The organism is Ruminococcus sp. OA3 (genome assembly GCF_022440845.1).
Classification (GTDB): domain Bacteria; phylum Bacillota; class Clostridia; order Lachnospirales; family Lachnospiraceae; genus Ruminococcus_G.
On the sequence record NZ_JAKNTO010000001.1, the window covers coordinates 1114777 to 1126707 of the forward strand.

Annotated in this window: 11 protein-coding genes; 10 read left to right on the forward strand and 1 reads right to left on the reverse strand. The window is 47.4% G+C overall.

Features of this window, described 5'->3' with window-relative positions; all coding sequences use genetic code 11:
* The first annotated feature begins 1 nt into the window (after position 1).
* Genes MCG98_RS05090 through MCG98_RS05125 form a run of 8 tightly spaced genes read left to right on the forward strand, consistent with a single transcriptional unit; the run spans position 2 to position 9246 of the window.
* A complete protein-coding gene (locus tag MCG98_RS05090) occupies positions 2–568 on the forward strand; it encodes a DUF4430 domain-containing protein (RefSeq protein WP_240300718.1) in 567 nt (188 codons plus the stop codon).
* Positions 561–1442 carry an energy-coupling factor transporter transmembrane component T gene (locus MCG98_RS05095; protein WP_240300719.1) on the forward strand — a complete coding sequence of 294 codons (882 nt, stop codon included), beginning with the start codon at positions 561–563 and terminating at the stop codon, positions 1440–1442. The genes MCG98_RS05090 and MCG98_RS05095 overlap by 8 nt, the downstream gene beginning before the upstream one ends.
* The gene (locus MCG98_RS05100; protein ID WP_240300720.1) at positions 1415–3199 is read left to right on the forward strand and encodes an ABC transporter ATP-binding protein; all 1785 of its coding nucleotides are present in this window, start codon (positions 1415–1417) and stop codon (positions 3197–3199) included. Before MCG98_RS05095 ends, MCG98_RS05100 begins: the two co-directional genes overlap by 28 nt.
* Positions 3102–3794, forward strand: coding sequence for an ECF transporter S component (locus MCG98_RS05105; protein WP_240300721.1), 693 nt, complete (start codon positions 3102–3104; stop codon positions 3792–3794). The genes MCG98_RS05100 and MCG98_RS05105 overlap by 98 nt, the downstream gene beginning before the upstream one ends.
* Positions 3795–3828: 34 nt before the next feature.
* On the forward strand, positions 3829–4758 hold the full coding sequence (locus MCG98_RS05110) for a MoxR family ATPase (protein WP_240300722.1): 930 nt from the start codon (positions 3829–3831) through the stop codon (positions 4756–4758).
* Positions 4759–4768: 10 nt separating this feature from the next.
* The gene (locus MCG98_RS05115; RefSeq protein ID WP_240300723.1) at positions 4769–5938 is read left to right on the forward strand and encodes a DUF58 domain-containing protein; all 1170 of its coding nucleotides are present in this window, start codon (positions 4769–4771) and stop codon (positions 5936–5938) included.
* A 13-nt stretch (positions 5939–5951) separates the two neighbouring features.
* Positions 5952–8375 carry a transglutaminase family protein gene (locus MCG98_RS05120; RefSeq protein WP_240300724.1) on the forward strand — a complete coding sequence of 808 codons (2424 nt, stop codon included), beginning with the start codon at positions 5952–5954 and terminating at the stop codon, positions 8373–8375.
* Positions 8376–8394: 19 nt separating this feature from the next.
* Positions 8395–9246, forward strand: coding sequence for a leucine-rich repeat domain-containing protein (locus MCG98_RS05125; RefSeq protein ID WP_240300725.1), 852 nt, complete (start codon positions 8395–8397; stop codon positions 9244–9246).
* Between the two features lie 5 nt (positions 9247–9251).
* Here MCG98_RS05125 and MCG98_RS05130 read toward each other — a convergent pair whose 3' ends face one another.
* Positions 9252–10184, reverse strand: coding sequence for a LysR family transcriptional regulator (locus tag MCG98_RS05130; RefSeq protein WP_240300726.1), 933 nt, complete (start codon positions 10182–10184; stop codon positions 9252–9254).
* Positions 10185–10352: 168 nt separating this feature from the next.
* Here MCG98_RS05130 and galE point away from each other — a divergent pair, with 168 nt between their 5' ends.
* Together galE and MCG98_RS05140 are read left to right on the forward strand one after the other, a co-directional pair.
* Entirely contained in the window at positions 10353–11369 is a 1017-nt protein-coding gene (galE, locus tag MCG98_RS05135; protein ID WP_240300727.1) for a UDP-glucose 4-epimerase GalE, read from the forward strand.
* A gap of 132 nt (positions 11370–11501) precedes the next feature.
* On the forward strand, positions 11502–11891 hold the full coding sequence (locus MCG98_RS05140; RefSeq protein ID WP_240300728.1) for a 4Fe-4S binding protein: 390 nt from the start codon (positions 11502–11504) through the stop codon (positions 11889–11891).
* Positions 11892–11931 lie beyond the last annotated feature (40 nt).

Genomic DNA, 11931 nt, shown 5'->3' on the forward strand with positions numbered 1-11931 from the left:
CGTGAAGAAGGATTTGCTGGTACTGGCGTTTGTTGTGCTGCTGATCGTGCTGGTCCTCAGGGGAACAAAAATCCAGTCTGTGGAGGATTATTATCTGACACATGTGGATGATATCACAGAGGATTCGGAGACAGTTACTGTCTCTATTCGCTGTGACACAATACTTGATCATTACGATAAACTGGATCCCAGGCTGCAGGATGAAAAGTACGTGCCGGCGGATGGTGTGATTCTGGAACCGACCAGATACGTACTGCGTCCGGGGGACACCGCCTTCGATGTGCTGAACCGTGCGGTACGCCATGAACAGATTCATATGGAGTTTCAGGGGGCAAAAGACAATGCCTATGGAAGCGCTTATATTCAGGGGATCAATTATCTGTATGAATTCTCCTGTGGAAATCTGAGTGGCTGGATGTACCGGGTGAACGGACAGTTTCCGTCTTATGGGATCAGCAGATATAAACTGAAGGATAAGGACCAGCTGGAGCTGGTGTACACCTGTGATCTGGGGCGTGATGTGGGAGGTAATTTCGGGGAACAGAAGGAGGAGAAGAGTAATGAATGAATTTGCAGGTTACCATCCGGCGGTGCTGTTTGCCTATTACGTACTGGTGCTTGTTTTTGCCATGTTCACCGTACACCCCATCATGCTGTCTCTCGTGCTGCTGGGGGGAATTCTGCTGTTTGGGGTGCTGAATCCTCTTCGGGTGCTGGCAAGGAATCTTCTTTATTACCTGTTCTTTTTTCTGCTTCTGGCTGTAACCAATCCGCTGTTTTCGCATAACGGTGAAACAATCCTGTTTTTTATGAACGATAATCCAATCACGATGGAAGCTCTCGCGTACGGTGCAGCGCTGTCCATCATGATCGTGGGAGTGATGTTCTGGTGCAAAAACTATAATCTGATTATGACATCGGATAAATTCATTTATCTTTTTGGAAAAGCGATTCCGCGTCTGTCTCTGGTGCTGTCTCTGACACTTCGTTTTATTCCACTGTTTAAGACACAGATCCATAAAATTAATCAGACGCAGAAAGTGCTGGGACTTTATTCGACGGACAGCCGGACGGACCGGCTGATGAGTGGGATGCGGGTGTTCAACAGTATTCTGTCATGGGCGATTGAAAACTCCCTGGAGACGGCGGATGCGATGAAGGCACGTGGTTACGGACTTCCCGGACGAACAAATTTTTCGCTGTTTAAGTTCCGGAAACGGGACGGAATCCTGATGGGGGCAATCGCTGTACTGACTGCGGTCATCTGGGCAGGATATTTTCTGCTGCCGCTGGATTTTGCGTTTTATCCGGTAGTGGATCATATTCAGAATACCAATCAGGCGGTATTTATCTATGCGATTGTGCTGATTTACATGGTTTTGCCGTCACTGCTTGAGATAAAGGAGAAACTTCGATGGAATTACTTAAAGTCGAAAATCTGAATTTTACATATCCCGGTCAGAGTGAGAAGACACTGAGAGAGATATCGCTGACTGTCAGAGAAGGAGAGTTTATCGTACTCTGCGGTGAGTCCGGATGTGGAAAGACAACGCTTCTGCGACTGCTGAAACGTGAGCTTGCCCCACACGGACAAAAAGAAGGTAAGATTGTCTACAGGGGCTGTGAGCAGGAACAACTCGATGAGAAAGTATCGGCCTGCGAGATCGGCTATGTGATGCAGAATCCGGAAAATCAGATCGTAATGGATAAGGTCTGGCATGAACTTGCCTTTGGACTGGAAAATATGGGGCTTCCGCAGCAGACGATCCGGCGGCGGGTTGGAGAGATGGCTTGCTTTTTCGGGATTGATGAATGGTTTCGAAAAGAAACGGCGCAGCTCTCAGGAGGACAGAAACAGCTGCTGAATCTGGCTTCCATCATGGCGATGCAGCCAAAGATTCTGATATTAGATGAACCAACTTCACAGCTGGACCCGATTGCAGCTGCAGATTTTATTGCTACAGTTGGAAAGCTGAACCGGGAGCTTGGGACGACGATTCTGATGGTTGAGCACCGGCTGGAAGAAGTGTTTCCCATTGCCGACAGAGTTGTGGTGATGGAAGAGGGGAGCATACTGCTGTGTGAACCTCCCCGGGCAGCAGGAAAGCGGCTGAAGGAAATCCGGGAAAATCACAGGATGCTGGTGGGATTTCCAAGCGCCGTGCGCATTTACAATGCGCTTGACGTGCCGGATGCACCATGTCCTGTGACTGTGCGTGACGGAAGAGAATTTCTGAAAACTTATTTTTCAAATGAAAAACAGCGCAGAGCTTCGCATGAAAACTCTCTGGTGGAAGGAAAGACAGCAGTTATGCTGAAGGATGTCTGGTTCCGTTATAAAAGGGAGCTGCCGGATGTTCTGGAAGGAGTTGCGCTGGAGATCAAGACCGGGGAAATCGTCAGCATACTGGGCGGAAACGGTTCTGGAAAGACAACGCTGTTAAGTGTGATTTCAGATATGAATCATGCATATCGAGGAAAGATTCGTATTCTTGGAAAAAAACTAAAGGCCTACAAAGGCAATGAATTATATAAGCATACACTTGCGATGCTGCCGCAGAATCCGCAGACTGTATTTATAAAAGAAAGTGTGCGGGAGGATTATCTGGAGATGAAGAAGGTCATGGAATATTCTGATTCCGAGATGGAAAATCAGGTCGCAGAGGTGCAAGAGCTTTTGGGAATCTCCGCTCTGATGGATAAACATCCGTATGACTTAAGCGGCGGAGAGCAGCAAAAGGCGGCACTTGGAAAAATTTTGCTGCTGCAGCCGAAGATTCTGCTGCTTGATGAGCCGACGAAAGGAATCGATGCCTATTCAAAGCACCGCCTGGTGGAACTGATGAAAAAGCTGCAGACCGGCGGCATGACGATTTTGATGGTAACACATGACGTAGAATTCGCAGCCCAGGTGTCGAACCGCTGTGCCATGTTCTTTGACAGGGAGTTGACTTCGGTAGATCCGCCGGCGGAATTCTTCTGCGGCAACAGCTTCTACACAACGGCTGCCAACCGCATTGCGAGGCAGATGTTCGATGATGTTGTGGTATGCGGGGATATTGTCAGTCTGTGCCGTATTAATGGAAGAAAAGGAGAAAGGCATGAAGGTAAAACGGTTAACGGGGATTCTGCTGCTGATTGCCTGTGCGGCGGGAATCATCTTCTGCGGAGTCACAGCGTTTCAGGATCGGCGATATAATCTGATATCCATAATTATGGTGCTGTTCGCCTGCGTTCCTTTTTATTATGCCTATGAAAAAAAGGATGGAAATATCCGGCGAATGGTGGTCCTGGCAGTTATGACGGCAATCGCCGTCGTGGGACGTTTTATCTTTGTCGTACTTCCCGGGTTCAAACCCGTAACGGCAATTGTGATCATCGCAGGCATGTACATGGGACCTGAGGCAGGATTTTTGACAGGTTCACTGGTTGCCGTCATTTCCAATATGTTTTTCGGACAGGGGCCCTGGACGCCGTTCCAGATGCTGGCATGGGGAATGACCGGTATGGTCGCAGGACTTCCGGGAATACGAAAAGCACTGAAAAAAAAATGGGTGCTCGCCATATATGGGGTGATCACAGGATTTATGTATTCGGCAATTATGGACATCTGGACTGTCCTCTCCATGGATGGGACGTTCAACTGGCTTCGCTATGGAATGGCCCTTTTTACTGCCATTCCGGTGACGATCGAGTATATGGTTGCGAATGTTGTATTTCTGATGCTTGGCATCGGCCCGATCGGGACTAAACTAGAACGCATTCGTATAAAACACGGTATTTTTGATGACTAGAAAACGGGCGGAAAAAGCGCCTCTGGAGGGAATTATGAATCAGACAGAAAGCTTGGTAACAGAAATTCAAAAAGTTATTGTTGGTAAGGAGGAAGTCATCCAGAATGTACTGATGGCCATCCTGGCGAGAGGGCATATCCTGCTGGAGGATATCCCGGGAGTTGGAAAGACGACACTTGCACTTGCGTTTTCCAAAGTACTTGGAATGGACTATAAGAGAATTCAGTTTACGCCGGATGTCATCCCATCGGATGTCGTAGGCTTTACGGTTTACGATAAGAAAACAGATTCTTTTATTTACAAGCCGGGGGCTGTTATGTGCAATCTGCTGCTTGCTGATGAAATCAATCGCACTTCCAGCAAAACGCAGGCAGCGCTGCTGGAGGTAATGGAAGAGGGAAGCGTTACGGTGGATGGTAAGACATATCCGGTGCCTCAGCCGTTTACCGTATTGTCGACACAGAATCCGTTTGGTTCTGCGGGAACCCAGATGCTGCCGCAGTCCCAGCTGGACCGTTTTATGGTGAAGCTGAGCATGGGTTATCCGGATTTCGACAGTCAGGTCAATATCCTGCGTGACCGCCAGAATGAGCAGCCGCTGGATTCTTTAAGACAGGCGGCATCGAAAGAAGATATCGTGAACATGCAGCAGGAAGTAGCACGGGTGACAGTCAAGGACAATATTCTGCGGTATATCACCACACTTGTGGAAAATACGAGAAAACATGAGCTGATTCAGCTGGGGGTCAGTCCGCGTGGAGCACTTGCGATCAATAATATGGCGAAAGCGGCGGCATATGTCTCAGGAAGAGAGTACGTGATACCCGAAGATATCGTGCGGATTTTTACAAATGTATGTGCGCATCGTGTGATTCTGCATCCGAGAGCAAAAGTGGCGAATACGACTGCGGAAGAGATTATGGAAGAAATTGTAAAGGAGACAAAAGCGGCGGAAGTCGCCTGAGGATAAAACGATGGCAAAATCCAGGATTTGTTATGGGATCTGGTTTCTGCTTACACTCCTGCTGTATCTTTGGTCTGATTCCTGGACGGCGCTGTTTTTGGTAGCAGCGACAGTACTGTTGGCGGTGTTTGGCAAAATCAGTGTGCTTCTGATGAAAAAAAAGGTGGAATGTACGTTTGAAATACGCAGGATGACAAGTAAGAAAAAACCGATACGCGGCGTACTGTGCATGACGAACCGGGGGTTTTTGCCGATTCCGAAAGCCGGCTGCCGGCTGCGCATTGAGAATATGATGACCGGAGAGACGCAGACGCAGTTCCTGTACTGTTCACTTCCGGCTGCCAGAACAGAGCGGGTGGACTGGGAGTTAAAGAGCAGTTACTGTGGGAATATCAGAATCACGGTGGACAGTCTTCGGTGTTTTGATGTTTTTGGCATGTTTTCTGTGAAAGAAATGCCGGAAACGAAAGGGCAGGCAATTGTACTGCCGGATATTTTCCCCACGGAAGTTGTGATTACCGAGAGCAATACTGCCAACTGGGAAAGCGTAACGTATTCCAGTGTGAAAAAGGGTGATGACCCCAGTGAAATATTTGGAATCCGTGAATATATGCCTGGGGACAGCTTAAAAAGTATACACTGGAAGCTTTCCGGGAAGCTGGATGAACTGTATGTCAAAGAACTGAGCCTGCCGGTGGAAAATTCCATTCTGGTGGTTTATGAGACGGGGATCCTGGGTGAAAAGCCTGAGAAATCCTGTGTCCGTGATGCCATGATGGAGGCATTTCTTTCGGTATCGCAGTCGCTGATCGAAAACGGACATATCCATGCGCTGGGATGGTATGACCAGAAGAAAGAGCGGTTTACCTGTGAGGAAGTGCCAACGGAGGATGATCTTGCAGCTATGCTTGGCGGATTACTGGCGATTCGGCCCGGTGTGAACGGATACAGCACCCTGCATTATTATCTGCAGGATTATATTGAAAATCCGTTTGCACATATCCTTTATATTACGGCACATCAGCCGGGGGCTGAACTTGACCGGCTGATGCAGTTCTGTACAGTAAGTGTTCTGCTGTGCAGGGAAAAACTTTCTGAAAGAGAGCAGGAAGCACAGGGTACACATCTGTTGTTTTCGCCGGATAATATGGAGGAAGCGCTGTGCCAGCTGATTGTTTAGGGGAATGACTGTTATGAGTGAGACAAAAAGAAAATCAAAGAAAAAGAATCAAGGATTAAATATGGAGATTGTACAGGAACTTTCCGCAAAAGGACGGTTTCTGAAGGGGCTGAATGAGGCGGGAAGCGTCTTTGTGCTCTATGCGGGGATTATGTTGTCACTTCTGTCCATGTTTGCTGTTCCGAAACAGGTTTGGGGAGCCGCTGCCGGCGGGGTGGCGGTGATGGTTTTGCTGCTGGCAGGCGGGAAACTTAAAAAAGCTGGTTATGTGATATGCACACTGTTGTTTGCAGCATTCCTGATTGTTATTTTGCTAAAGAGAACACCGGTATACCAGGGCCTGCTGCTGGTTTGCAATGATGCGCTTGCGCAGCTTGGGCATCATCTGGGCGTGATGAAGGATGCGTTTGAGGTTACGGCACCGGAAACATTATATTTTTTATGTTACGTGATGTTTGTGGGGACAGTTTCTGTCTTTCTGGCTTTAATCTGCTATAGCGTGGCGGAGAGCAGAAATAATTATCTGTTGTTTTTGCTTCTGCTGCCCTTGCTTGTGCTGCAGATGGTGTCTGGCGTGTCTGAATCATCCTGGCCGCTGCTTTTGCTGTTGCTTGGTATTATCCTGAGCATTGCCGCAAGCAGTGCCGGTGGGACAAATACTAAGAAAAATGCAGGTATTACAAAAAATGCGGCCCTGGCGGAGATGCTTGGGATGCTGGCAGTAATCTTTATGGCAGTGCTGCTCATACTGCAGGCGGCGCTGCCTGTGACTTCGTATCAGACAGCCGGATTTGTCACTGCTCTTCGGGAAAAAATCCACAGTACAATAGAAAACATACGTTATGAAAAAGATAAGACGAATTCTTTTACACAGGGACAGTTCATTGGGCTGAAAGATTTAAAGCTGACAGACAAGACAGCGCTGAAGGTTGTAATGGATAAGCCGACATCCATGTATCTGAAAGGGTACGTGGGAAGTGTTTATACCTCGGAAGGATGGGAAGAAACGGACAAACCCGTCTTTTATGAGAACAAAGAGCTGTTGGCGGGCCTGCATGAGAAAAACTTTAATGCGCTGACACAGCTGCCGGATATTTACCGACTGGAAAAGCCGGACACAGAAGATGAAAAGGTTAAGATAAAGATACAGAATGTAAATGCAGGCAGCAAATACATATATGTACCGTATGAGCTTGAAAGTGATCCCAATGAGATTGGGCAGTCCAAAGTGCTTGGAGATGAACGGATCATGGCAAAAGGATTGTTCGGAAACCGCCTGTACCAGTATCAGACTTCATTCAATATGGTCAGACAGTATCCACAGATAGCAACTGAATACTATAATCGCAAAGATGAAAACGAATTCAGTGATTATGCACAGGCTGAGAGCTATTATAATGCGTATGTTTATCAGCAGTACACAGAGGTATCCCCGGATATGATGACACTGCTGCAGACGCATCTGAAAATGGAACCTGCCGGAGAGGGAACCCATCTGGCTTATGAGGATGCAAATGCGGCGGTGATGGGATATTTAAATAAAAAGATTACATATTCGGAGGAAATTACAGAATTTACAGGCGGTGATTTTCTGAAAAACTTCCTGGAAGTATCAGCAAAAGGATATTCTGTACACTATGCCACTGCAGCGACGATGATGTATCGGTATTTTGGCATACCGGCACGTTACGTGGAGGGGTATCTGATTACCCCCGAACTGGTAAAGGATGCAGAAAGTTACGATGAGATCAGTGTGACCGGCAAGGAAGCCCACGCCTGGGTGGAAATCTATCAGGATGGGATCGGCTGGGTGCCGATGGAGGTCACACCGCCCTATCTTGACAAGATGGAGCGGCCGGATTATGAAATTGCCCCATCCTCCATGTTTGGAGATGACGGGGAACAAGGCGGAGCCAGGGATGGTGAATCCGAGCAGATGGAGGATGACACCCCGGATACGCCTCCTGACGAGGAAAAACAAAAGAAGAAAGAAGCCTCCAGGATTGGATTTTGGGTGCTGATGGGAGCGCTCACCATGCTGGCGCTGTGGCTGCTGCTGTTCATCATCTATATACTGGCAAAACGTCATGCAATGTATAAAGAGCTCAAGGCGATCAAATCGGCGGATGACAGAACTGCAGTCTGCCTGCTGGGCAGATATCTCGAAAAATGGCTGTGCTATGCCGGACTATGGAACGGGAGCGGTTCCCGCTATGAAGTGTGCGGTGTGCTGACTGAGCATTATGGCGAGGCAGTTGCCCAGGAATATCGGCATATGGTTGATATTGTCCAGAAGGGAGCGTACAGTGACCGGGATATCAGCGGTGAGGAACGACGCGAGGCAGTGGAATTTACCGGTAAAATGAGAAAAAACATCCTGAAGAAAACGAAATTCAGAAAGAAAATACGCATGAAATTATGGGATTTTATGTACTGACAGACACAGGGGGAAATAGGTGAAAGTAATATTCAATGAACAAAACTGGCAGCAGCTTCAAAAAATGAAGGGTACATACCGCAGAGATATGGCGGTCAAGCACAGAAGCCATGTGCTGCAGATTCCGGAATATTATCAGTTTATCGGAGACAGGGCTTTGTGTAATAATATGAAGGTACGTTCGCTGGAGCTTCCAAAGGCATGTGCCATTATCGGTAACAGTGCTTTTGAGGGCTCACAGATTGAACGGGAGATCATCCTGCCGCCGACAGTGAAAGTCATAGGGAGAAAGGCATTTGCCCATACGTCAAATCTCAGAAAGATGTTTATACCCAAAAGTGTGAAACGTATTGGGGAAGGTGCATTCCGTGAATGTAAAAAGCTCAGACATGTGGTATTCGAAAAAAATTCTCAGCTTCAGATATTAAGAGATGGTGTTTTTGACAGCTGTACCGGTATGATATCGATACAATTTCCGGACCACCTGCAGAGGATTGAGAGGAGAGCACTGTACCGCTGCAAACAGCTTACAGACGCAGAGCTGCCAGTGACGATGCGCTATATCGGTGAGGAAGCGTTTTATTTTACCATGATAGATCATCTTAAGCTGCCCGAAGGACTGGTGGAGATTGGGGACAGTGCATTTTTTAAATGCAATATGCTGACGGAGGTTTCGATACCTCCGGGTGTCCGGCGGATCGGCCGGTGGGTTTTTCACGGCTGCAACCGTCTGCAGACTCTTGAAATCCTGCATGACCCTGACAGCATCGGTGAATGGATTATCAACAGGAGTGCGACGATCCGTTGCCGAAGAGGCTCCTCAGTCGATCAATACTGCCAGGAATACGGTTTTAAGACAGCGTACGTATAAAAAAACTATTCATACATCGTATCCTGCAGCAGACCAACCTGGATACCGTCCAGAAAATCAGGCCTGCGGTAATCGTGCAGGATACAGCGTATGGCTTCTATTGAGGGGGTCAGGTACTTGTTTTTGTGATAGACAAGTTTAAAGGTCCGCTCCCATTCTCTTGAGGCCAGACATATCACACGGATGTCGCCTGCAAGTATTTCCTGTTCGAACAGGCGGACAGAGATAACGGAAAGTCCCCTGTTGTATAAGATGGCATTTCTGATCGCCAGGGGACTGTTGGCTTCCCAGCCAATCGTAACCTGCAGATTATGACGGTGCAGATAATGTTCAAACAGTGCACGGGTTCCGCTTCCGGATTCACGCATTGCAAATTTCTCGTGCTCCAATTCTTCTGCCTTTATCACCTTACGGCCGGCAAACGGATGGTTGCGGTCACAGACAAGGACAAGGTAATCTTCAATCATAGGAATGGCAACCAGGTCAGGGGACTGTACATTGCCTTCGACAATACCGATATCCAGACTGGAATCCAATAATTTTTGTTCGATTTCTGCCGTATTGCTGATGCAGGCGTACGTGCCGACATCCCGAACTTTATCTTCGAAATCATTCAGAATCTGTGGGAGCAGGCAGGTGCCGACTGTGATGGTTGCACCAATATGAAGTATTTCTCTGGCCGGATTGTCCAGCATGCTGCTCTCAAGGATCTGAAACTGATCGATGACCTGACGGGCATAAGATAAAAGCCGTGTGCCGGAATCTGTGATATACAGTTTTCTGGACAGGCGCTCAAATAACTGTGTGTTATAATGTTCTTCCAACTCGTGGATTGTCTGGCTGACGGTGGGCTGGGTGATGAAGCACTGGCGGGCTGCCTCGCTCATACTCCTTGTTTCGGCTACTGCTATAAAAATGCGAAGATGGCGTAAAGTCATAGTTGCTCCTCTCCTGCGGATGCAGATTATTCATTATAAAGGCATTGTATCAGAACAGCAGCCATGATAACAAGAGTACTGCAAAAAAAACTGTGTGTATATTTGGGACTGTGGTATAATAAGCAGGTAGTGTCACCCCAAACTTACCATTACACAAGGAGGAACGTTATGAAAATTTTAGTAACCGGCGGTGCAGGTTATATCGGGAGCCACACTTGCGTGGAACTGTTGAATCATGGTTATGATGTTGTGATACTGGATAATCTGTGCAATTCCAGTCCGAAGGCGGTGGATAGAATTGCTCAGATTTCAGGAAAAAAGCCTGGGTTTTACCAGGGGGACCTGCTGGAGAGGTCATTTGTGGAACAGGTATTTGACTCGGAAAGCATAGATGCAGTTATCCATTTTGCAGGTTTGAAGGCTGTAGGTGAATCTGTCGAAAAGCCGCTTGAGTATTATTATAACAATATTACCGGAACCCTGATCTTGTGTGATGTGATGCGCAGCCATGATTGCTTTAATATTGTATTCAGTTCATCTGCGACCGTATATGGTGATCCCGCATTCGTGCCGATCACAGAAGCATGTCCGAAAGGTCAGATCACGAATCCGTACGGACAGACTAAGGGGATGCTCGAACAGATCCTGACAGATTTAAATGCAGGAGATCCCAGATGGAATATCATGCTGCTGCGCTACTTCAATCCGATCGGCGCTCATGAGTCTGGTCTCATCGGAGAGGACCCGAAGGGAATACCGAACAATCTCGTGCCTTATATCGCGCAGGTGGCCGTCGGGAAACTGAAATGCCTGGGTGTGTTTGGTGATGACTATGACACGCCGGATGGAACGGGAGTCAGGGACTATATTCATGTTGTTGACCTGGCAAATGGTCATGTCAAAGCGCTGGAGAAACTGGCCCTGTCAAAGGGAGTTTCTATCTATAATCTGGGGACAGGAATCGGCTACAGCGTTCTGGATGTGGTGAAAGCTTACGAAAAAGCATCTGGTAAAAAGATTCCATATGAGATTAAGCCGAGAAGAGCAGGCGATATCGCTGCCTGTTATGCGGACCCGTCGAAAGCGGAGCGGGAACTGGGTTGGAAGGCGCATTTTGGAATTGAAGAGATGTGTGCTGATTCCTGGAGATGGCAGTCGATGAATCCTGACGGATACGATTCCTGAGAATATCTAAAACTTTGCACAACACAATTTTATAAATAGCCATATTTTTTGTTGAATACCGACGAATAATCCTATATAATAGGATTTATGGAGAAATTATATCAATAAAATATATACCACAGGAGGTTTACAATGAAAAAATTAGTAGCGGTGAATAAAAACGCATGTATGGCTTGCCTTGAGTGTGCAAATGCATGTTCTCAGGCTTTTTACAAGAGACCGGATGTTTCCGTGGCATATCTGCAGATCGGAGCAAAGAAGGACGGATCTCCTCAGGTGCTGGCATGTCCGCAGTGTGGAAAATGTGCGGAGGCCTGTGAAGCCGGAGCCATCACACAAAATGCGAAGGGCGTTTATATGGTAGACAAGAAAAAATGTACCGGATGCGGAAAATGTGTGGAAGCATGTCCATTCAATGTAATGGTAAAGGCGGCAGACAGTGAAGTTGCAGGTAAATGCAGCGCATGTGGTATCTGCGTGAAAGCCTGTCCGATGGACGTTCTCGCAATTAAAGAAGATTAACTTAACAGTATGTTATACATAGAGGGCGCCGTAAGATAAC

Excerpts from the sequence above, each read along its gene's own strand:
- MCG98_RS05110 (WP_240300722.1), top strand. The coding sequence starts at position 3,829 with ATGAATCAGACAGAAAGCTTGGTAACAGAAATTCAAAAAGTTATTGTT.
- MCG98_RS05140 (WP_240300728.1), top strand. The coding sequence starts at position 11,502 with ATGAAAAAATTAGTAGCGGTGAATAAAAACGCATGTATGGCTTGCCTT.
- MCG98_RS05095 (WP_240300719.1), top strand. The coding sequence starts at position 561 with ATGAATGAATTTGCAGGTTACCATCCGGCGGTGCTGTTTGCCTATTAC.
- MCG98_RS05105 (WP_240300721.1), top strand. The coding sequence starts at position 3,102 with ATGAAGGTAAAACGGTTAACGGGGATTCTGCTGCTGATTGCCTGTGCG.
- MCG98_RS05130 (WP_240300726.1), bottom strand. The coding sequence starts at position 10,184 with ATGACTTTACGCCATCTTCGCATTTTTATAGCAGTAGCCGAAACAAGG.
- MCG98_RS05115 (WP_240300723.1), top strand. The coding sequence starts at position 4,769 with ATGGCAAAATCCAGGATTTGTTATGGGATCTGGTTTCTGCTTACACTC.
- MCG98_RS05120 (WP_240300724.1), top strand. The coding sequence starts at position 5,952 with ATGAGTGAGACAAAAAGAAAATCAAAGAAAAAGAATCAAGGATTAAAT.
- MCG98_RS05100 (WP_240300720.1), top strand. The coding sequence starts at position 1,415 with ATGGAATTACTTAAAGTCGAAAATCTGAATTTTACATATCCCGGTCAG.
- galE (WP_240300727.1), top strand. The coding sequence starts at position 10,353 with ATGAAAATTTTAGTAACCGGCGGTGCAGGTTATATCGGGAGCCACACT.